General features: G+C 61.2%; 21 protein-coding genes, 1 tRNA gene and 1 riboswitch. Of the genes, 13 read left to right on the top strand and 9 right to left on the bottom strand.

The window, feature by feature from the left end:
* Positions 1-24: 24 nt before the first annotated feature.
* Together htpX and BLS57_RS14560 are read left to right on the top strand one after the other, a co-directional pair.
* The gene (htpX, locus tag BLS57_RS14565) at positions 25-948 is read left to right on the top strand and encodes a zinc metalloprotease HtpX (protein ID WP_093743444.1); all 924 of its coding nucleotides are present in this window, start codon (positions 25-27) and stop codon (positions 946-948) included.
* Positions 949-1,020: 72 nt separating this feature from the next.
* Positions 1,021-1,608 carry a HutD/Ves family protein gene (locus BLS57_RS14560; protein ID WP_093743443.1) on the top strand — a complete coding sequence of 196 codons (588 nt, stop codon included), beginning with the start codon at positions 1,021-1,023 and terminating at the stop codon, positions 1,606-1,608.
* Here the strand turns inward: BLS57_RS14560 and BLS57_RS14555 are convergent.
* The gene (locus tag BLS57_RS14555; protein WP_093743442.1) at positions 1,569-2,927 is read right to left on the bottom strand and encodes a formimidoylglutamate deiminase; all 1,359 of its coding nucleotides are present in this window, start codon (positions 2,925-2,927) and stop codon (positions 1,569-1,571) included. The two genes, BLS57_RS14560 and BLS57_RS14555, sit on opposite strands and share 40 nt — an antisense overlap.
* Before the next feature lie 85 nt (positions 2,928-3,012).
* Between BLS57_RS14555 and hutI the strand changes: the two genes are divergently transcribed.
* Genes hutI through hutU form a run of 4 tightly spaced genes read left to right on the top strand, consistent with a single transcriptional unit; the run spans position 3,013 to position 8,220 of the window.
* Entirely contained in the window at positions 3,013-4,224 is a 1,212-nt protein-coding gene (gene hutI / locus BLS57_RS14550; RefSeq protein ID WP_093743441.1) for an imidazolonepropionase, read from the top strand.
* Positions 4,221-5,759 (top strand): histidine ammonia-lyase, encoded by a 1,539-nt coding sequence (gene hutH / locus BLS57_RS14545; protein ID WP_093743440.1) that lies wholly within the window; start codon positions 4,221-4,223, stop codon positions 5,757-5,759. Before hutI ends, hutH begins: the two co-directional genes overlap by 4 nt.
* Positions 5,756-6,556, top strand: a complete 801-nt coding sequence (gene hutG, locus BLS57_RS14540; protein ID WP_093743439.1) for an N-formylglutamate deformylase — start codon at positions 5,756-5,758, stop codon at positions 6,554-6,556. Before hutH ends, hutG begins: the two co-directional genes overlap by 4 nt.
* On the top strand, positions 6,553-8,220 hold the full coding sequence (gene hutU / locus BLS57_RS14535; protein ID WP_093743438.1) for a urocanate hydratase: 1,668 nt from the start codon (positions 6,553-6,555) through the stop codon (positions 8,218-8,220). Before hutG ends, hutU begins: the two co-directional genes overlap by 4 nt.
* An 86-nt stretch (positions 8,221-8,306) precedes the next feature.
* On the opposite strand, the gene BLS57_RS14530 is transcribed toward hutU, so the two are convergent.
* The 4 genes from BLS57_RS14530 to BLS57_RS14515 form a co-directional block, all read right to left on the bottom strand.
* Positions 8,307-9,296, bottom strand: coding sequence for an ABC transporter substrate-binding protein (locus BLS57_RS14530; RefSeq protein WP_093743437.1), 990 nt, complete (start codon positions 9,294-9,296; stop codon positions 8,307-8,309).
* Positions 9,293-10,048 (bottom strand): ABC transporter ATP-binding protein, encoded by a 756-nt coding sequence (locus tag BLS57_RS14525; protein ID WP_093743436.1) that lies wholly within the window; start codon positions 10,046-10,048, stop codon positions 9,293-9,295. The genes BLS57_RS14530 and BLS57_RS14525 overlap by 4 nt, the downstream gene beginning before the upstream one ends.
* Positions 10,045-10,830, bottom strand: a complete 786-nt coding sequence (locus BLS57_RS14520; protein WP_093743435.1) for an ABC transporter permease — start codon at positions 10,828-10,830, stop codon at positions 10,045-10,047. Before BLS57_RS14520 ends, BLS57_RS14525 begins: the two co-directional genes overlap by 4 nt.
* A 4-nt stretch (positions 10,831-10,834) precedes the next feature.
* On the bottom strand, positions 10,835-11,443 hold the full coding sequence (locus tag BLS57_RS14515; RefSeq protein WP_093743434.1) for a YkoF family thiamine/hydroxymethylpyrimidine-binding protein: 609 nt from the start codon (positions 11,441-11,443) through the stop codon (positions 10,835-10,837).
* A riboswitch (TPP riboswitch) is annotated at positions 11,437-11,549 on the bottom strand. It overlaps the preceding gene by 7 nt.
* Before the next feature lie 140 nt (positions 11,550-11,689).
* Between BLS57_RS14515 and BLS57_RS14510 the strand changes: the two genes are divergently transcribed.
* Complete coding sequence (locus BLS57_RS14510; protein WP_093743433.1) at positions 11,690-12,916, top strand: glutathionylspermidine synthase family protein; 1,227 nt, start codon at positions 11,690-11,692, stop codon at positions 12,914-12,916.
* A gap of 34 nt (positions 12,917-12,950) precedes the next feature.
* Positions 12,951-13,529, top strand: coding sequence for a DUF1190 domain-containing protein (locus BLS57_RS14505; RefSeq protein WP_093743432.1), 579 nt, complete (start codon positions 12,951-12,953; stop codon positions 13,527-13,529).
* 139 nt (positions 13,530-13,668) lie between these two features.
* Here the strand turns inward: BLS57_RS14505 and BLS57_RS14500 are convergent.
* The 4 genes from BLS57_RS14500 to BLS57_RS14485 all read right to left on the bottom strand — a co-directional run bounded on the left by BLS57_RS14500 (position 13,669) and on the right by BLS57_RS14485 (position 17,379).
* Positions 13,669-13,745: transfer RNA gene (locus BLS57_RS14500), tRNA-Arg, on the bottom strand.
* 87 nt (positions 13,746-13,832) lie between these two features.
* The gene (locus BLS57_RS14495) at positions 13,833-15,218 is read right to left on the bottom strand and encodes a sensor histidine kinase (RefSeq protein WP_093743431.1); all 1,386 of its coding nucleotides are present in this window, start codon (positions 15,216-15,218) and stop codon (positions 13,833-13,835) included.
* Positions 15,219-15,226: 8 nt separating this feature from the next.
* On the bottom strand, positions 15,227-16,648 hold the full coding sequence (locus BLS57_RS14490; RefSeq protein WP_093743430.1) for a dihydrolipoyl dehydrogenase family protein: 1,422 nt from the start codon (positions 16,646-16,648) through the stop codon (positions 15,227-15,229).
* A complete protein-coding gene (locus tag BLS57_RS14485) occupies positions 16,645-17,379 on the bottom strand; it encodes a TVP38/TMEM64 family protein (protein ID WP_093743429.1) in 735 nt (244 codons plus the stop codon). The genes BLS57_RS14490 and BLS57_RS14485 overlap by 4 nt, the downstream gene beginning before the upstream one ends.
* A 317-nt stretch (positions 17,380-17,696) precedes the next feature.
* Between BLS57_RS14485 and rpmH the strand changes: the two genes are divergently transcribed.
* The 5 genes from rpmH to BLS57_RS14460 all read left to right on the top strand — a co-directional run bounded on the left by rpmH (position 17,697) and on the right by BLS57_RS14460 (position 21,086).
* Positions 17,697-17,831: a 50S ribosomal protein L34 gene (gene rpmH / locus BLS57_RS14480; protein ID WP_007118882.1), complete on the top strand. Its 135-nt coding sequence runs from the start codon at positions 17,697-17,699 to the stop codon at positions 17,829-17,831.
* 26 nt (positions 17,832-17,857) lie between these two features.
* Positions 17,858-18,280: a ribonuclease P protein component gene (gene rnpA / locus BLS57_RS14475; RefSeq protein ID WP_093743428.1), complete on the top strand. Its 423-nt coding sequence runs from the start codon at positions 17,858-17,860 to the stop codon at positions 18,278-18,280.
* Positions 18,277-18,498, top strand: a complete 222-nt coding sequence (yidD, locus tag BLS57_RS14470) for a membrane protein insertion efficiency factor YidD (RefSeq protein ID WP_093743427.1) — start codon at positions 18,277-18,279, stop codon at positions 18,496-18,498. The genes rnpA and yidD overlap by 4 nt, the downstream gene beginning before the upstream one ends.
* A gap of 68 nt (positions 18,499-18,566) precedes the next feature.
* Positions 18,567-19,436: a tRNA 2-thiocytidine(32) synthetase TtcA gene (ttcA, locus tag BLS57_RS14465; protein ID WP_093743426.1), complete on the top strand. Its 870-nt coding sequence runs from the start codon at positions 18,567-18,569 to the stop codon at positions 19,434-19,436.
* A 108-nt stretch (positions 19,437-19,544) separates the two neighbouring features.
* Positions 19,545-21,086, top strand: a complete 1,542-nt coding sequence (locus BLS57_RS14460; RefSeq protein WP_093743425.1) for a putative bifunctional diguanylate cyclase/phosphodiesterase — start codon at positions 19,545-19,547, stop codon at positions 21,084-21,086.
* The last annotated feature ends 14 nt before the right edge of the window (positions 21,087-21,100 follow it).

The raw sequence follows: 21,100 nt of genomic DNA, 5'->3' as shown, positions 1-21,100 counted from the left end.
CCTCGTTTAATTCGGAAGACCAAGATGGGCTATGTAAAGACAGCGATGCTGATGGCGGCAATGACCGCCTTGTTCATGGGTGTTGGTTATCTGATCGGCGGTACGGGCGGCGCGCTGATTGCGCTGGTCGTGGCGGCGGGGATGAACGCATTTACCTGGTGGAACTCCGACCGGATGGTGCTGAAAATGCACAACGCGCAGCCGGTCTCCCCCGGTGATCGCGCAGGGCTCTACGCGATGACCGCCGAACTGGCGCGCAACGCAGGGCTTCCCGAGCCGAAAGTCTATTTGATCGACACCCCGCAGCCCAACGCATTTGCCACCGGACGCAATCCGGCCAATGCGGCTGTTGCGGTTACAGCAGGTCTGATGCGCAGCCTAAGCCGCGAGGAACTGGCCGGCGTCATCGCCCACGAGCTGGCGCATATCCGAAACCATGACACCGCCATTATGACCGTCACGGCGACCTTTGCCGGTGCGATCTCTATGCTGGCGAACTTCGCGCTGTTCTTTGGCGGCTCGCGCGAGCGCCTGGGTCTCGTCGGCACGCTTCTGATGATGTTCCTCGCCCCAATGGCCGCGGCGCTGGTCCAGATGGCGATCAGCCGGACCCGCGAATATGCCGCCGATAAGGCGGGCGCAGAGATTTGCGGCGAACCGCTTTGGCTGGCCTCAGCCCTAGAAAAAATCGCAATGGGTGCCGCGCAGATCGACAACCACGCAGCTGAGCGCAACCCGGCCACGGCGCATATGTTTATTATCAACCCACTGCACGCCCATAAGCGCGACGCACTCTTCGCGACCCACCCGGCAACGGAAAACCGCGTCGCGGCCTTGCGTGCCATGGCTGGAAGCAGCCGCGCAAAGCCTGCACAACCGACAGTGCAGACAACACGCAGCCGCATTCCTAAAACGGGACGAAAAGGCGACGCGGGGCCGTGGCGCTAAACGTCTATTGCTGGCATCAAAAGCGGCGAGGCTGACCCAGCCTCTAGCAAATGAACCGTGAGAGGATATGCGATGCAGCTGATAAGGCGTTCTGAACTGGTGGACACCCCTTGGAAAAACGGCGGCGGCACCACACGGCGCATTGCTATTGGGTCAGGCGAGGATGGCACTGCATGGACGCTCAGCCTTGCCGATGTGGCGCAGGACGGCCCATTCTCAGACTTCGCGGGGATGGTGCGGATACTGACCGTCTTGTCCGGCGGCTCCATGACACTGCACGCGTCAAACCAGACATTCACCGCCAAACCCGGAGAGCCGGTCCGCTTCGACGGCGGCCTGCAAGTAGAAGCACATCTAAAAGACGGCCCTTTGTTCGATCTCAATCTGATGTTTGATCCCACCATCTGCGAGGGAGATGTCTTCAGACTTGATGGCCCGATGGACCGCAACATTGCAGAGCCGGTGAATGGGCTGATCGCCCTTCATGCCTTATTGGGCAGTCCAACCGTCGACACGACTGTGCTCCACATCGGAGACACCGCTTTTTACGAACAGACCGCCCCCAAAGTCAGCTTGGGTGACGGCGACGCTTTGTTAGAAGTCCGATTGACCTATCTGGCTCAGAGCGCCGCGGTCAGGCTTTGCATTGCTGAGCGATAGGCGGCTGTAATTTCATCCCGTTTGACGTGACGCCCGGACTGCACTGCGTGTCGCCCGGCGGACCAGACATCAGTCACGACCGTATCTTTTGCGGCAAAGACAAGCCCGTCCAAAAGCTGGTCTTGGCGCAACGCACATAGCGCAGGGGCGTCGCTGTCCACTGCCACCAGATCAGCCCAGTTGCCCGCTGCGATCTCGCCCGCATCGCGCCCGAGCGCCTGTGCGCCGCCCTTCGCCGCACCGCTGTATAGCGTATCACCCACCGAACCCTCCTCGACGACCATCACATTGCGTGCAAAATCCCGCAGGCGCTGCGAATACTCCAATGTGCGAAGTTCTTCTGTAAGCGAGATGAGTACATTGGAATCAGACCCGACACCGAACGCACCACCAGCGTTCAAATAGTCAGGTCCATTGAATGGCCCATCCCCGAGGTTGGCTTCCGTCACCGGGCAAAGCCCCGCCACAGCGCCAGATCGGGCCATGTTCGCTGTCTCATCTGCGGTCATGTGTGTCGCGTGGATCAAGCACCAGTCTGTCGTAACGTCGGCATTGGCCAGCAACCACTCCACCGGTCGCGCGTCGAGCCACTCTTTAATATCGGCGACTTCCTTCGGCTGCTCCGCGATATGAATATGCACCGGCCCCGCCTCATGGGCGGCCAATACCGCCTTTAGGTCTTCTGGTGACGTTGCCCTCAGCGAATGCGGCGCAATGCCGACACGGCAGTCGGCGGGCAGGTCTGCGATCACCACCTTGGCCCGTGCAACCAAAGCGTTGAACCGATCAACCTCATTGCCAAAGCGCGCCTGCCCGGCCTGTAATGCCTGCTGTCCTGCGCCGCCATAAGTGTAGAGCACCGGCAGATGGGTCAGACCAATACCCGTCTGGGCCGCAGCCGCTGCAATGCGGGCAGACAACTCACCAAGGTCGTCATAAGGGGCGCCGCCGGGCTGGTGATGCAGGTAATGGAACTCGCCCACACCTGCATAGCCCGCCTCTTGCATCTCCAAAAACACAAAGGCGGCGATCGCCTCGACCTGCTCGGGGCTGAGGTGGTCGGTGAAACGATACATAAGCTCGCGCCATGTCCAAAAGCTGTCTTTGCCCTTCATGCGGTATTCCGTCATCCCCGCCATGGCCCGCTGGAAGCTGTGGCTGTGCAGGTTGGCGAGAGCGGGCAGCAGCGTATCAATCTGCACATCTCCAGCCTGAGGTGACTGATCGACCTCAATCTGGGTGATGCGACCATCGGCCTCAGAAAGACGCACATTTGACGCCCAGCCATTAGGCAGTTTGGCTTGTTTGGCAAAAATCATTTTGCGACCCCTTGCTTTTATGTATAGACATAAAACATGTTTGAACGTACCAGAAAAGCGAAATCTTGAGCGGAGAGGGACGCAGATGGCCGGAGACAGCAAACTTTTCGTCGATCTAAACGCCGTGACCATGGCGAACGCAGCGGCCCCCTATGGCCTGATCGAAAATGCCGCCATTGCGGTTGAGAACGAGCGGATCGCATGGGTCGGCCCCGCTGCTGACTTGCCGAGCGCGTATGGCGACCTGCCCCGCTCCAGTCTCGAAGGCCGCCTCGTCACCCCCGGCCTGATCGACTGCCACACCCATATTGTTCACGGCGGCGACCGTGCTGTCGAGTTCGAGATGCGGCTTAACGGTGCCAGCTATGAGGAAGTCGCACGCGCGGGCGGGGGCATTGTCTCTACCGTCAAAGCGACCCGGGCGGCCAGCGAAGACGAGCTGCTTGCCGATGCCCTGCGCCGCGTCGATGTGTTGATCGCCGAAGGCGTGACGACCATCGAAGTGAAATCAGGTTACGGCCTCGATATTGAAACCGAGCTGCGCATGTTGCGCACCGCCCGCGCCATCGCTGCGGAGCGCCCGATCCGCGTGAAAACCACCTTCCTCGGCGCCCATGCCACCCCGGCTGACTATGCCGGACGCGACGACGCCTATATTGACGAGGTCTGCATCCCCGCCCTGCGCGCTGCCCATGCCGAAAGGCTGGTTGATGCGGTTGACGGCTTCTGTGAGGGCATCGCTTTCCAACCCGCTCAGATCGCCCGCGTCTTCGACGTAGCGCAGGAATTGGGCCTGCCGGTCAAACTTCATGCCGAGCAGTTGTCGAACCTCGGCGGCGCGAAGCTCGCGGCCTCTTATGGTGCCATGTCGGCGGATCATATCGAGTATCTCGACGAGGACGGCGTCAAAGCGATGGCCGAGGCCGGCACCCTGGCAGTGATCCTGCCCGGAGCTTTCTACACTCTGCGCGAGACGCAGGCCCCGCCCATCGCTTTGCTGCGCGAACATGGCGTGCCGATGGCGCTGGCGACGGATATCAACCCCGGCTCTTCGCCGCTGAACTCCCTGCTGCTGACGCTGAACATGGGCTGCACCCTGTTCCGCATGACGCCCGAAGAAGCCCTGCGCGGCGTCACGCAGCATGCCGCCCGCGCGCTTGGCCTTACCGATTGCGGCACCCTCGCCCCCGGCATGCGCGCTGATATGGCGGTTTGGGACATCAAACACCCGGCGGAACTGGCCTATCGCATCGGCTTCAACCCGCTTCACTCTCGCATTTTCGGAGGTACCGCGTGACCACTCTGACCCTCACCCCCGGCGCCGTCACCTTGGACGATCTGGCCGCGATCTATTGGACCGAAGCCTCGGTACGGTTGGACCCCGCCTGCCACCCTGACATTCAGCGCGCGCAGGCGCGGATCGCCAAGGCTGTGGCGGGCAGCGATGCCGTCTACGGCGTGAACACCGGATTTGGCAAACTCGCCTCGGTAAAAATCGCGGCGGGGGACACAGCCACCCTGCAACGCAACCTGATCCTCTCGCATTGCTGCGGCGTCGGCCCCGCGATCCCGCGCCGCCATGCGCGGCTGCTGATGGCGCTCAAACTGCTGAGCCTCGGACGCGGCGCGTCTGGCGTGCGGTTAGCGGTTGTGACCCTGCTCGAAGACATGCTCGCCAAAGGCGTCACCCCGGTGATCCCGGCGCAAGGCTCTGTCGGCGCCTCGGGTGATCTCGCCCCGCTGGCCCATATGGCCGCAGCGATGATGGGCCATGGCGAGGCAGAGTTTGAGAGCAAGGTCATGCCCGGCGGCGAAGCGCTGAAGGCTGCGGGACTGACGCCCATCGAGTTTGGCCCAAAAGAAGGCTTGGCGCTGATTAACGGCACGCAATTCTCGACCGCCTTCGCGCTAGCGGGGCTATTCGGCGCGTGGCGTGCGGCGCATTCGGCACTGGTGACCTCGGCCCTATCGACTGACGCGATCATGGGTTCCACCGCGCCGCTGCAACCCGAAATCCACGCGCTGCGCGGCCACCGTGGCCAGATCGAGGCGGGCGAGACCATGCGCGCGCTGCTGGCCGGATCGGAAATTCGCGAGAGCCACGTCGTCGATGACGCCCGCGTGCAGGACCCTTACTGCATCCGTTGCCAGCCGCAGGTGACGGGGGCCGCGATGGACGTGCTGCGCATGGCCGCCCGCACGCTGGAGGTTGAGGCCAATGCCGCGACCGACAACCCGCTGGTGCTGATTGATGCTGATGTGATCGTCTCGGGCGGCAACTTCCACGCGGAGCCAGTGGGCTTCGCCGCCGATATGATCGCGCTTGCCATTGCCGAGATCGGGGCCATTGCGCAACGCCGCGTTGCACTGATTGTCGATCCTGTACTGAGCTTTAACCTGCCGTCCTTCCTCACGCCCAACCCCGGTCTGAACTCTGGCTATATGATTGCCGAGGTCACAACGGCCGCACTGATGAGCGAGAACAAACATCTCGCCAACCCATGTGTCACCGACAGCACGCCGACTTCCGCAAACCAAGAGGACCATGTCAGCATGGCCGCCCACGGTGCGCGGCGCTTGGGGCCGATGACCGAGAACCTCAACCGTATCCTCGGTGTCGAACTGCTCTGCGCCGCGCAGGGCATCGATTTCCGTGCGCCCTTGGCCACGAGCGAGACGCTGCAGCGGGTCGTGGCACGGGTGCGGCAAGATGTGGAAACGCTGGGCGAAGACCGCTATCTCGCCCCCGATCTGGAACGGGCCGCCGCGATGATCGCCCTCGGAGATATCGTTTCTGCCGCGGGCATCGACATGCCGGAGTTGCTGACATGATCCCGGTAGAAGTACAGCGCGGCGACAGCCCGATCGTCTTGGGCCTGCCCCATACCGGCACCTATGTCCCAGATGCCATCATGGCCAAGCTGAACGCGCGCGGTCAGGGGTTGGACGATACCGATTGGCACATCCACCAGCTTTATGACGGGCTGTTGCCCAGCGCGACCACGGTGCGGGCGACCTTCCACCGCTATGTGGTGGACGCCAACCGCGACCCTTCGGGGGCGTCGCTCTATCCCGGTCAGAATACCACCGGGCTGGTACCGCTAACCGATTTCGAAGGTCGCGACATTTGGACCGACGCGCCGAATGAGGCGGAGATTGAGGCCCGCCGCGAGGCCTTTCACGCGCCCTATCATGCGGCGTTGGAAGCCGAGATGGCGCGGGTGCGGGATCTGCATGGGGTCGCGATCCTCTATGACTGCCATTCGATCCGTTCGGAAATCCCCTTCCTCTTTGAAGGCACGCTGCCCGACTTCAACATCGGTACAAATCTGGGCGCTACCTGTGCGCCTGAGATTGAAGCGGCGGTGCAAGACATTTGCGCCGCGGTGGAAGGATACACCGCAACCACCAATGGCCGTTTCAAAGGCGGGTGGACCACGCGGCACTATGGCCGCCCGGAGGAAGGCTTTCACGCGATCCAAATGGAACTGGCGCAAAGTACCTACCTCAGCGCCGAGGCCGCCCCTTGGACCTACGACAGCGCCAATGCCGACCGGCTGCGGGCGCATCTGAAAACCATCCTGACAACCCTGGCCGATCTGGCCCCGACACTGAAAGGCACGACATGAGCGATCCGCGCAAAAACACCCGTGACGTCTATCCCGCGACCGGCACCGAACTGACGGCCAAAAGCTGGCTGACCGAAGCGCCCCTGCGGATGCTGATGAACAACCTGCACCCTGATGTGGCCGAGAACCCGCATGAATTGGTGGTCTATGGCGGCATTGGCCGTGCGGCGCGGACGTGGAAGGACTACGATCAGATCGTTGCCTCCTTGCGCGCGCTGGAAGAGGACCAGACGCTGCTCGTGCAATCGGGCAAGCCGGTCGGTGTGTTCCAGACCCACAAAGACGCGCCGCGTGTGCTGATTGCGAACTCCAACCTCGTACCGCATTGGGCGAATTGGGACCACTTTAACGAACTCGATAAAAAGGGTCTCGCGATGTATGGCCAGATGACCGCCGGGTCATGGATCTACATCGGCTCTCAAGGCATCGTACAGGGTACTTATGAGACCTTTGTCGAGGCCGGGCGCCAGCATTATGATGGTGATCTGAAGGGCAAGTGGATCTTGACTGGTGGCCTTGGCGGCATGGGCGGCGCGCAGCCTTTGGCAGCGGTTATGGCGGGCGCTTGCTGTCTTGCGGTTGAGTGTAACCCCGACAGCATCGATTTTCGTCTGCGCACCCGCTACGTTGACGAAAAGACCGACAGTCTCGACGAAGCGCTTGAGATGATTGAGCGTTGGACGGCAGCGGGAGAGGCTAAGTCCGTGGCGCTTTTGGGCAATGCGGCAGATGTCTTCCCCGAATTGGTGAAGCGCGGCGTACGGCCTGATATCGTGACCGACCAGACATCGGCTCATGACCCGGTGAATGGCTATCTGCCGCAGGGTTGGAGCATGGCCAACTGGCGCGAGAAGCGGGAGAGCGATCCGAAAGCGGTCGCGAAAGCCGCCCGCGCGTCAATGAAGGTGCATGTCAAAGCGATGGTCGACTTCCACGCCGCGGGCATCCCCACGGTGGATTACGGTAACAACATCCGCCAGATGGCTCTGGAGGAAGGGCTCGACAACGCCTTTGATTTCCCCGGCTTCGTGCCCGCCTATATCCGCCCGCTGTTCTGCCGGGGCGTTGGCCCGTTCCGCTGGGCGGCGCTGTCAGGCGATCCGGAGGACATTTACAAGACAGACGCCAAGGTGAAAGAAATCCTCGCTAAGGACAGCCATCTGCACAACTGGCTCGACATGGCGCGCGAGCGGATTTCCTTCCAAGGGTTGCCCGCACGGATCTGCTGGGTCGGCCTCGGCGTGCGCCACAAACTCGGCCTCGCCTTCAACGAAATGGTCCGCAATGGCGAGCTGAGCGCGCCTATCGTGATCGGACGAGACCACCTCGACAGCGGTTCCGTCGCATCGCCCAACCGCGAGACGGAAGCGATGAAGGACGGCTCCGACGCCGTATCTGACTGGCCGCTGCTCAACGCGCTGCTGAACACCGCCTCGGGCGCCACATGGGTGTCGCTGCACCACGGCGGCGGCGTCGGCATGGGCTTCTCGCAACACTCCGGTATGGTCATTTGCTGTGACGGCTCCGAAGATGCCGACCGCCGCATTGAACGCGTGCTGTGGAACGATCCGGCCACTGGCGTGATGCGCCATGCGGATGCGGGCTATGACGAAGCGCTGGACTGTGCCCGCGAAAACGGGCTGAACCTGCCGGGCATCCTTTAAATCAATGACCGCCGCAATCTTGCTGATTGCGGCGGTTATCCAACCCCATATTGTTTACCGTTAGATCGCCCTCTAGCGACTATAATTTAGCTTTCCTGTGCAAGGTAGTCGTTCGTAAACCAGTCAGTCACATCGGGCATGTCCTCAATCACCCGCCCGTCTTCGCCGCGCAGAATGCCGTTCTCGAACAGAAAGCCGACCATATCCTCGACCATTCCAGCGTCGATCAAACCGACCGGCTCACCAGGGTCCTTCAGATAGCCGCCTTCGACCAAAGCCGTCATCGAAGCGCGAACAAGTTCGGGGTTCGTCAGCATTCCCGAGGTCTCGGAAATGAGCATCTCGGCGGCCTCCTGCGGGTTCTCAGCGGCAAAGGCATAGCCCCGCTGCACAGCCTGTACAAAGGCGCGCGCCGTGTCGGGGTTTTGCGCCAGCCACGTGCCGCTGCCGCCTAGGAATGTCGTATGCTGATCCGGCACACCGTAGTCGGCATAATTAAACGCCCGCTGGGGCCGATCCAGCAGGAGGGAATTCACACCTTCCCAAGTGCTCACCTCCAGCGTGAAATCCACGCTTCCGTTGGCCAGCGCCTCATAGGCCGAGGTGCCGAGCGTGACGGTATCAAAGCTGCCCTTCCCGCCATCATTGCGGATGATCGTGGAAATCAGCGCGTCTTCCCATGCGCTGCCGAAACCTGCGTAGATCTTGCCATCCAGATCGGCGGGGCGCTGGATGTCTTCGCGCTCCCCGTTAAACACGAGGCGGCCCGTTTCATGCTGCACCACCGCCATTACTGCGGTCATATCGGCGCCGGTCGTCCGATGGCTGTGGAATCCGATGGCCCCCAAAATGCCGAACTCAGCCACGCCTGCCGCGACCAATGTGATCGATGACGTGTCGGTATAGGGCAGGATTTCCACGTCGAGCCCGGCCTCTTCGAACCAGCCTTGCGCTTGCGCTACATAGAGGCCGACGTGGTTTGTATTGGGCGTCCAGTCCAAGGCAACGCTGAGTTTCTCCTGCGCAGATGCAGACAGGGGCAGCATCAGCAGGGCGGCGGTGATCAAATGTCTCATAGGGCCTTTCCCGTTTGGTTGAGTAGAATGTCGAGCACCTGCGCCTCCAGCGCATGGGCCTCGGGGGTGATCCTGCGCCCCAGCCGCGGGCGGGGGCCGGGAACCTGCACTTCGGTGAGCACATGGGCCGGGCGGCGCGACAGGACAAAGATGCGGTCAGACAGCGCCACGGCTTCACGCACGTCATGGGTGACGAGCAGCGTCGTCCAGCGGGCCGCGCGCCAACGTTTTTCGAACCATGCTTGCATCTGCGTCCGCGTCAGCGCGTCCAACGCGCCAAAGGGTTCATCCAAAAGCAGCACCGGACGGTCCTGTACCACGGTCCGCAAAAGCGCCGCGCGTTGGCGCATCCCGCCGGAGAGTTGGGCCGGGTAATGGCGAGCGAAATCCTCCAGTCCGAAGTCAGCGAGCAGCGGCGTGACACGGGCCCGCGCCTCTTCGCGGGAAATGCCCTGCACTTCTAGCCCGAGGGTCAGATTGTCGATAATCCGCCGCCACGGCATCAGCGCGTCACGTTGCGGCATGAAGGCGAAGCTTTGTTGCTTGGCCGTAAGGGGCTGGCCATTGCAGGTAATCTGACCGCTGTCGTGCTCTACCGCTCCGGTCAGCAAGCGGAAGATGGTCGATTTGCCCGCGCCGGAGGGCCCGAGTATCGACACGAACTCGCCCTGTCCCACGTGCAATGAGACATCATCCAAAATAGATGTCCCGCCCAAGGTAACGCTGACGTTCTTCATGACCAAAACGCTCATGTTCCCGCCACCTCACGCCAGCGCAGCGCCAGCTTTTGGATCAGCGCCGTCAGGGCAAAAAGCCCCAAGGTCAGGGCGGAACTGATCACCACGGCGGCCAGCACGAGATCCGGGCGAAAGCTGTTCTTGGCGTTCAGGATTACGATACCCAACCCCGCGCGCGCGCCGACATATTCCGCGAAGATCGCCGCGACGACCGCATAGGTGATCGAGATGCGCAGCCCGGCAAAGAAATAGGGCAAGGCAGAGGGAAAGCGCGCGCTGCGAAAGATCTGGCCCCGCGTCGCCCCCATCGACCGCATCAGGCTTTCGATGTCGGTATCTGTCGCGCTGTATCCGTCCACCAGCGCGACCAACATCGGAAAGAAGGTCACGAGGGCGACCAAGAGCACCTTGGGCGTGAGGTCAAACCCGAACCAAAGGACAACCAGAGGCGCGATAGCGACGAGAGGCAGCGTCTGGCTGACCACGAATATCGGAAACAGCGCCCGGCGCAGACGGGGCATGAAGTCCAACGCCACTGACAGAACAAAAGCGACGGTAAGCGACAGGGCAAAGCCCGCGCAGGTGGCTTTCAACGTCGGGAGCGTGTTGTCCCAAAGCAGCGCGCGGTTCAGAACGATTTGCTCCAACACCCGCGAAGGGGCCGGCAGCATGAGCGGCGAAATGCCCGACAGGTGGACGTAAAGCTCCCAGACCAGAAAGGCGCTGACCACGCTCAGAACGGCAGGAATGCCGCGGGTCAGACCTCTGCCGGAGCGGCGAGGTGCGTGAGACTGCATCGGATCAGCGCTTGGACGGGCTGTTGGCCGAGACTGTCAAATCAATCGTTACATGCCCCGCCGGGGGCCCGAACTGGCAGAATGCCTGCTGGAGCGTGGCAAAAACCGGCCCTGCGTCCCCCGTCAGACGGGTGCAAAAGTTCTTGGATCGATCGAACGTTCCGCTTTGTTTGAGGAAGTCGATACAACCCATGATCTCGGCCATATGGTCCCCCGCGCCCATCACATAGAGCGAGAACTGCGCGTCGGCGATTTGCCCTTTGTCAGCGGTCTCGGCAATCGCGGCCAATGCCTGTTGCTGCCGTTGATCCAAGGGTTCTTTCGGATTGGCCAGGGCAGCAGTCTGACAAATCGGGTCATCCGGCTCGCCCGGGCAACCGCGCGACAGTGTGGCGCGTAAAACGACATGCTGGCCGGTGGAAGCTGCCTTGGCATAAAGGTCGCGCAGGGCGGGGAAAAGCACCTCGGGCGGACCAACGATCAGGGTTGAGATGTCATCGGTCTCGATCCGCAATCGGTCGCGCCATGGGTCGAGAGCATCGAGCGATGACATGATCACATCGACGAAACCATCGGTCATCGGGTAAAGGGAAACTTGTGTGCCTGCAAACATTTCTGTCCTCCTTGCTACGCTGGCATTATCCAGATCAGCTTTGAGGGTCCGTGGGCTTGCGCCCCCATCTCAGCCGCGGCGTTACGCGGCTCCCCTGTGGTGAGGGATGGGTGCCAGATTGGTCGAAGCGATGCAAGCCACTAATCGCGCAGGCCGTACACCTCTCGGAAAATGCCGCCGCCTCCCCCTCTGGTTGCCAACGGCAAAGAGCGCTAAGAGCTAGGAAAACACGGAGGGGGCGAACAGTTGCAAAAGATCACATTGCCCGAACGACCGGACTGGCGCGCCCATGCCGAGGAGGTCGGCTTCACCTTTGCCGATATGCATGGCGAGCCCTATTGGGACGAAACCTCGACCTATGCGTTCTCGCTGGAGCAGATCGAGAATGATCTCGAGGACCCGGCAACCGAACTGCACACGATGTGCCGGGAAGCCGTCGCGGAGATTGTCGCCAGTGAAGAGTTGATGGACCGTCTGGCTATCCCCGAGGCCCACCGCGACCTTGTCGCCGCAAGCTGGCGGCAGGGCGATCCGGAGATCTATGGACGTTTTGATTTCGCTTATGACGGTGTGGGTCCGGCAAAGCTGTTGGAATACAATGCCGATACGCCAACCTCGCTCTACGAAAGCGCAGCTTTTCAATGGCAGTGGCTCGAAGACCAGTTGAAGTCCGGTGTGCTGCCCGAAGGAGCGGATCAGTTCAACGGCATCCACGAAGCCTTGGTCGCGCGTTTTGCCGAGGTCTTTGAGCCGGATAGCGATCTGCATTTCACGGCGGTCGCGGGCAACCCCGAAGACTACGGTACGGTTGAGGCCATGGGCTGGGCTGCGCGTGAAGCGGGCTTAGGCGCGCATTATTGCGATCTCGACAAAATTGCGCTCAGCGAAGATGGGCAGTTTCTCGACGATCAGGACCGCCGCATTGCCGTATTGTTCAAACTCTACCCTTGGGAAGACCTGCTGCGGGATGATTACGCCGCCCATATCGCGGGATCGGGCTGCCTGTTTTTGGAGCCTGCTTGGAAGGCGCTGCTTTCGAACAAAGGCCTTTTGCCGGTGCTGTGGCAGATGTTCGAAGACCACCCGAACCTGCTGCCCGCCTTCTTCGAGGCTGACGTCGGCGCGGCGCTCGATGGCCGTGGTGCGGCGAGCACTCAGAGCGCTGCCGCCTTTGGCCGTGCCGAAGCGACGCTGACCGAAGCGCATGTACGCAAGCCGATCCTATCGCGTGAAGGGGCATCGGTCGCGATCCACCAATCGGGAACGGTGATCGAGCAGTCGAAAAACACAGATTACGCAGAGCACCCGCGCGTGGTCCAAGCCTACGCGCCCCTACCCACCTTCGACGGCTTCCGCCCGGTGATCGGCGCTTGGGTTGTTGGGCAGACCTGCGCCGGGATCGGCATCCGCGAGGACCGCTCTCGCATCGCGCAGGATTTGTCCCGGTTCAAACCGCACTACATTAAACCCTGATGCACCGCCGCCCATTTGCAGAAAGATGACAGCCATGACCAAACGCTCAAAACGGGTTTCCATCGCCATCGTTGGCGCAACCGCATTCACCCTCGCAGGCTGCGAAGAGGAAAAAGTCGACGCGGCGGCCTTCCCTGATCTGCAAAGCTGTTTGGAAGATGCCTCGCAGGGCGGGGTTTTCACTGAGCAAGATTGCGAGACTGCATTTGCCAAGGCGCAAACGCTGCATGTGGAAGCCGCGCCGCGTTACGACAGTCTTGAGGTTTGCGAAGAGCAACATGGTTCTGGCGCCTGCGGCTCTGAAGAGGCGGCCACACAAGGTGGGTCGAGCGGGATCTTCATGCCTCTTTTGGCGGGCTATCTCATCGGCAATATGATGAGCGGGCGGTCGGGCATGTCTGCCGCACAACCGCTGTACAAGACATCAGACGGGCGCTTCACCAACGCGGCTCGTTCTAGCACCTACTCAGCCAACCGGGGCGCGGCGAAGCTGAGCACTTCGCAGTTCACGCGACCGACAACCACTTTAGGTAAGACCCCGATGACACGAGCCACAGCCGCATCGCGTGGTGGGTTCGGCCGCTCGGGCGGCTCGCGTGGATTCGGCGGCTGAAGCTTTTCAAGGTAGAAACGCTATAAGGTAGCCCGCCGGAATCGACAGGAGTCGTTTCCGGCTGCGACGCTTCAATTAGAGCCGCGAAACGAGTGCATCGCATCCGCGCAGGGCGTACGAACTTCTAATTTTAGGCTAGTGGCGGACCGAGGAGGATTCGAACCCCCGACCCCCTGATTCGTAGTCAGGTACTCTATCCAGCTGAGCTATCGGTCCACTGGGGCGGGGTTTAGTCTTGCGGCGCCGGGGTTGCAAGCCCTCATTTTGAGGAAATGCAAATTTCTGCAATCTTCGCTCTGGAGCTTAGATCGTGCCGTCTCCCTTGGGCAGATAGATGTCGAAAACCGTACCCTCGGGACCACTGCTTTTGAGGGTAAGTGTCCCGCCATGGCCGCGCACGAGTTCAGACGCAATCACCAGTCCGAGGCCAGAGCCCCCCTTGCGCGCCCCGCCCTGGAAAGCCGTAAACAGATGTTCTCGCGCCTTTGGCGGCAGGCCGGGGCCTGTGTCGGTCACTGTGATCTGCCACTCGGCCGACGCCTCTTGAGCACTAAGGTGGATTTCGCCTGGTTTGCCCGTCGCCGCGATGGCTTGGCGGGCATTGCGGATGAGGTTGGTCAACACGCGGTAGAGCTGCTCTGGGTCGGCGCGCACCGAGAGCCCCGCCGGGACGTCAGCCGCGAAGCTGATGTCGTTGTCCGGATCGGCGAAACGCTCACCGTCAATAACCTCCTCGACCAGTTCGGCCAAGCGGACCAGCGTCAGGGTCGGTCCCGGCTCCTCGGCCTTGCCAAACGCTAATGTCGATTCGCACAGGTGCACGGCGCGGGTTATTGATCCCACCAGCTTGGGTGCCATGCGTTTGACGGTCGGGTCTTCGGACATCTCGATCCGGTCGGTAAACAGTTGTGCTGAGGTGAGGATATTGCGCAGATCATGGCTGATCTTGCTAACGGCGCTGCCCAACTGGGCCAGACGCTCCTTTTGCTTCAGCGCCTGCGTCAGATCGGTCTGCAGGGTTTTGAGCGCCTCTTCAGCCTCGCGTAATTCCGTCACCCCAGCAGAGGGCACAATGATCCGCCGCGCATCTTCGGGGGCCGCCGCATAGCGCTGCATATGTCCGGCTACACGTTTGATCGGCTTTAGCAGCAAGGCGCGCATGGCGAAGAACAGCAGCACTGCAGTGATGACCGAAATCACCGCCGACAACATCAGGATGCGGATACCATAGTCCAGCATCGCCGCCCGTAGCGGCGCGGTTTCCATGGTCACCTCGATTAGCAGCCCCGCTTCACGCACCGGCGCGCCGATCACTCGCACCACTTCGTTGCCGGGACTAAACAGCCGTAGCAACGCGTCGCGGATCAGCACCGTGGCGCTGGCATCGCGCAGATCATAGGTCTGCGACACGCTGCGCGGCATGGGAGAGGCCAACACCAGCTCTCGCGCCTCGTCCCGCCGCAGCACGACGTTGAACACCTCGGCGTTGCGCAGCAGCTCCTCTTCCAGCTCCGGATCGAGCATATCGTCCGCCAAGAGCGCCAGTGAGGCGATCTGCGCGCGCTCCAAGCGGGTCAGCATATACTCTTCGCGGAAACGTGCGATGGAGGGGACAAAAATCAACACTTCGGCCAGCATCACAAAGATGGTGGTCAGGATCAGCAGACGGCCGGAGAGCGAATGGATCATCGGCGACCTCAGGGCAGCAAACGCTGGACGGTACGCACGACCCATTTCACCAGCGCGCTTTCGAACAGACGCGGGCTGAAATAGGCGCCTGCGGCGCGTTTGTTAATTTCCGAAATCGTGGGATAAGGCGCAACCATAGAGGCAATCTGGCTCATCTTCATGTTATTGGCCAGCGCCAGTGACCAAAGCGAGATCAGCTCGCCCGCCTGATGGCCGACGATACTGGCCCCCACCGGGCGACCTTTGACGACCATAACCTTGATGAACCCTTTGGTCTGGCGCTCGGCAATCGCGCGATCATTGTGGTTATAGTGAAAGCGCACGACCTCAAGTTTGTCACCATGCGCCTCGCGCCCCTGCGCCTCGGTCATGCCCACCTGCGCCAGTTCGGGCGCGGCATAGGTAACCCAAGGGATATGGGCCAGTTTGGTCTTGCTAGGCAGGCCAAAGAGGATCGAGCGGATCACAACGCCTGCGTGATAGCCTGCGACATGGGTAAATTGGAGACCGCCCGCGACATCGCCGATGGCATAGACGTGGCGATTGGTGCTGCGCAGGCTGTCATCCACTTTAATTCCAGTTTTCGTGGTCTCGATCCCGGCCTTCTCGAGGTCGAGCCGCTCGGTATTGCTCTTGCGCCCCACGGCCATAAGCAAATGCGAGCCTCTGATAACGCGCCCATCCTTGGTCTCGACCGTGATGGCCCCGGCTGCGCCGCTAATCTTGGCCGCATCACTGCCTTCTTCGAAGACAACGCCTTCGTCCCGTAGGGTCTGCAAAACAACTTCGGCAAGCTCCGGATCGTCCTTGCCGAGCGCCCGACTGCCTTCGATCACCGTAACTTTGCAGCCCATACGCACATGCGCCTGCGCCATTTCGATACCGATGGGCCCGCCGCCGATAACGATCAGGTGCTCGGGCTTCTCGCGCAGATTAAAAAGGGTCTCATTGGTCTCATAGGGTACATCTTCCAACCCCGGAATCGGCGGCACTAACGGGGAGGAGCCGGTGGCCAGCACAATGCGGCGCGCGGTGATAACTGTATCACCCGCCTGCACCTCAGTTTCAGAGATAAAGCGGCCATATTCCTGAATCACCCGGACGCCCAACCCCTCAAACCGTTCAACAGAATCGACCGGGGCAATCTGGGCGATGACATCGGCCACGTGATCTTTCGCAGCCGCATAATCCACCGATCCGGAAGCATTCTCGACCCCGTATTGCTCACTATGCTGCTGGGCGTAGGCCGTCTTGCCGCTTTTGATTAATGCCTTGGAGGGGACACAGCCGTAATTCAGGCAATCCCCGCCCATCTTATGCCCTTCGAGCAGCGTCACATCCGCGCCCATCTGCACGGCCCCTGCCGCGACCGACAGCCCGCCAGAGCCTGCGCCGATGATAAGAACGTCGGTCTTGATACGGGTGGTCATTTCAGCAGGTCCTTCTTGCCGGTAAATGTCTTGATCGCCACAGGCAGAAGCGACAACGCGCAAAGGCCCAGAATGGGTAGCAGGATATGCGGTTCAAATATGATCCCGAGGTCCGGCGTCTCGCCTCGGGCAAAGACCTCACCTAGCCCTGCCCCCACTGAGGTAAAGACTAACGCACCCGGCATGATGCCCAGAAAGGTTGACACGGCAAAACGGAACAGCGGCACGCCAAGAAAGGCAGGGAGCAGGTTGGCCACGAAAAACGGCACCACCGGCACAAGCCGAATAAAGAACAACATCGACCACTGGTTGTCGTCGATGCCCGCCTTGATCTTGCGCACCATCCCGTCGGAGGCATCCATCCGGTCTTTCAACCGGTCACCGAGCCCCCATTGGGCGGCGAGGAATATCACCACCGCCCCCATCGTGGCCGCAGCCACGTTATAGAACACACCGGGAAACAGCCCAAAGAGGAAGCCCCCCGTCAGCGTCGCCACAGTCGCCCCCGGTAGGGAGAAGGCTACAATCACCACATAGGCTGCGATAAAGCCCAGCGCCGTGAGGAGGTAGTGGCTGTCACGAAAGGCAATCAGCGCTTCGCGATTCTCCCGCAGGGCGTCGAAGCTCAAATAATCTCGTAGGGTAAAGGCGCCCACGGCGGCCACCAATAAGATCACCCCGAGGGGGAGGTAGCGCATCATCGGGGACTTTGGCTGGTCACTTTGGCTCATCGAGTCTTTCCATTGGGCCTGCAGCAGACCGGGGCGGGTTCTGTTTTAACATGGCGTGATCGGCGCTTATCCGATAGCCACCTCACGCGCGCTTGATAGGACTTGTCTGCCAAGGGCGGGTTTTGCAGGGCTAAGCGGCAAACTGAAACATATTGCCCCGCCCCGACCGGCATTTTGTTGCAAAGCGCCACTTTTCCCCGTTAGGGGGTTTGACTTGGCCGCGTCACCGCTTTAGAGGACGGGCTTGAATTGACGCTGGCCGCGGTGGAACCCTCAAGTGATTCCGTGCCCAGCCAGCTTTAGATGGAGACGGAGCGATGAAACGCACCTTTCAACCCTCGAACCTCGTGCGCAAGCGGCGCCACGGTTTCCGCGCGCGTATGGCCACCAAAGCCGGCCGTAAGATCATCAATGCGCGCCGCGCACAGGGCCGGAAATCGCTGAGCGCGTAAGCGCCTTCGATCTTCGGAACCAGAATATGACACCGCCGGAGGCACCCCAGGATGGCACCCATGCCACAAAGGGGATTACTGCTCCGGCGGTTTCATTGCGCCTGGAAACTCTGACCAAACGGGCGGATTTCCAACGCGCCAGTCGTGCGAAACGCGTGGCGACCCCCGGTTTTATCCTGCAGATGCGTCCTCGGCGTGAGGACGAACCCAGCGAATCCCCCATTCGCGTGGGCTTTACCTGTTCCAAAAAGGTTGGCAACGCCGTCGCCCGGAACCGCGCCAAACGCCGCCTGCGCGAGATTGCGCGCCTGACCCTGCCGCAAACGGGCCGCGCAGGGATGGACTACGTCTTCGTTGGAAGACGCGAAGCCACAGCCGCCCTCCCCTTCGACCAACTACTTGCCGATCTGGCCCGCGCGCTTGACACGCTGCACGGCGTAAAGAAATGACGTGGTTTGCCACCCTCCTCGCGCTTCCCGTGCGCGGTTACCGGCTGATCTTTAGTCCTTGGGTCGGGCATAATTGTCGCTACCAGCCGACCTGCAGCGCCTATGCACTCGAAGCCCTGCAAAAACACGGCGGCCTGCGCGGCGGCTGGCTTGCTGCACGCCGGATCGCGCGTTGCCACCCTTGGGGCCGCAGCGGCATCGACAACGTACCCGACTAAGCGCCACTCTTGCGGCAAAGGGGCAAAATGCCCTAGGTGAAGTCACTCTCTTTAGCGAAAGACCGACGATGCTGGACGAAACCAACGAGATTCACCCGCTCTTTTCCGGCGCTCCGCAAAGTACGGAGTTCAAAAAGCTGCGCAAACGCATCGTCCGCATGACCCGCGAGGCAATTGATCAATACGGCATGGTCGAAGCCACGCCCGAGGGTGCGCCAAAGCCGAAATGGCTGGTCTGTCTCTCCGGTGGTAAGGACAGCTATACCCTGCTCGCTGTGCTGCATGAATTGCAATGGCGCGGATTGCTGCCAGTCGAGCTTTTGGCCTGCAACCTCGATCAGGGCCAACCCGGCTTTCCTGCGACGGTTCTGCCGGAATTTCTGGAAAAGATGGGCGTCCCGCACCGCATTGAATACCAAGACACCTATTCCATCGTGATGGACAAGGTGCCCGCGGGGCGCACCTTCTGCGCGCTCTGCAGTCGCTTGCGGCGTGGTAACCTCTACCGGATCGCGCGCGAAGAGGGCTGCTCTGCCGTGGTGCTCGGCCATCACCGGGACGACATTCTCGAAACCTTCTTTATGAACCTCTTCCATGGCGGAAGGCTGGCCACCATGCCCCCGAAACTGGTGAATGAAGAAGGCGACCTGTTCCTCTACCGGCCCCTTGCCCATGTGGCCGAAGCCGATTGCGAGCGCTTTGCGACCGCGATGAACTACCCTATCATCCCTTGCGACCTCTGCGGCTCGCAGGATGGGCTGCAACGCCAACAGGTCAAGGCGATCCTTGATGGCTGGGAGGCCAATAGCCCCGGTCGGCGGCAGGTCATGTTCCGCGCCTTGATGAATGCCCGGCCTTCGCATCTGCTCGATCCCAAGCTCTTTGACTTCGAAGGACTAATGCGGAACGTTGAGAGCACGAATCCGGAACAATTTTAGATAAAATCCGCCCAAGATTTGTCATCCCGTTAACCCCCACCTCATCGCTGGGGCGATACTTCTGTCGTCGATGGCGCTTTCGCGCGCCCTGATACGAGGAAGATCGCAATGGCGTTTTACCAGCACCCCGGGCTGATTTTCATGCGGCGGTCTGTGGCTTCAGCGCTAACCGGGCCACCGGCGCTCGCCTTTCTGCCTGCGCTGACGCTGGGCGCCTTTTGGTTCGGCGGGGAAAGCGCGCTGATATTCGTCGCGGCGCTGATGCCGATCCTCTATCTGATGAGCACACGTTTCGGCGGCGGGCTGACCCTGCCGCGGGATGCCGTAAGCGGCCTGTTTCAGCGCAGCGCGTTCGAAGAGCTGACTGAACAGGTCTATCAACGCGCCAAGGCCAAGGGGCGCCACTCCGCCGCATTCTTCATCGCGATCGAGGATTTCGACCAACTGATCGACCGCTATGGTCAGGCAGCCGCTGATACCATCGTGCAACGCACCGGGGAACGGCTCGTCACGGCGCTGCGCGGGGATGATAACGTGGGACAAATGGGCGACGCACGTTTTGCGGTCTGCGTGGCCCCCGTCCGACAGTTAGATCTGGAACTTTGCATCCAACTCGCCGGCCGCCTGCAAGCCGCGGTTGAGGAGCCGGTCTCCATTGACGGCGTGGCGATCTATCTGACAGCCTCCGTTGGCTTTTGCCTCAATACCCGCGCGCCGGGGGAGGATGGCGCCGCTTGGCTACGTGCGGCCTCCACGGCACTGCGCGCCGCGCAACGGCGCGGGCCATCGTCAATCCGTGCCTTCTCGGACCAAATGCGCCGCGACACGGAAAACCGTGCCGAGTTGCGTGAAGAGGTCGTGCAGGCCTTGGACAGCGGGCAAATCCAGCCTTGGTTCCAGCCACAGATTTCCACTGATACAGGCCGCATCACCGGGTTCGAAGCGCTGGCACGGTGGAATCATCCGGTACGCGGCATGATTTCCCCTGCAGAGTTCCTCCCCATCATCGAAGAAGTCGGGCTACTGGAACGGCTCGCCGAGGTCATGATGTATCACGCCTTCGCGGCGCTCAAAGCATGGGACGGCTCCGGCGTTGATGTGCCGCAGATCGGCGTCAATTTCGCAGGCTGCGAGTTGAACAACCCGCGTCTGATCGACAAAATCACGTGGGAGTTGGACCGTTTTGACATCACCCCCGACCGGCTGGCGGTCGAAGTGCTCGAGACCGTTGTCGCTTCCGCTCCGGATGATGTCATTACCCGGAACATCAATGCCCTCGGGAAGTTGGGCTGCCGGATCGACCTTGATGACTTTGGAACAGGTCACGCATCCATCGCCTCGATCCGTCGTTTCTCGGTCAGCCGGATTAAGATTGACCGATCTTTTGTGATGAAAGCGGACCGCGATCCTGACCAGCAACGGATGATCAGCGCGATCCTCACGATGGCCGAACGGCTTGGCGTCGAAACGCTCGCCGAAGGGGTCGAGACCGTGGGCGAGCACGTGCTGCTGGCGCAGCTAGGCTGCGATCATGTTCAAGGGTTTGGCATTGCCCGGCCCATGCCTTTTGAACAGACTTTGGACTGGATTTCGCGCCACAATGCCAAACTGCAAAGCGTGCCGCGGATCCTCGATGGGCGGGCAAAATAGCCCGCGCCGCACCG

Origin of the sequence: Sulfitobacter delicatus, from assembly GCF_900102535.1 — a bacterium.
Lineage (GTDB): Bacteria > Pseudomonadota > Alphaproteobacteria > Rhodobacterales > Rhodobacteraceae > Sulfitobacter > Sulfitobacter delicatus.
Note: the sequence above shows the minus strand (reverse complement) of the source record. Positions and strands in the feature narration are given on the sequence as shown.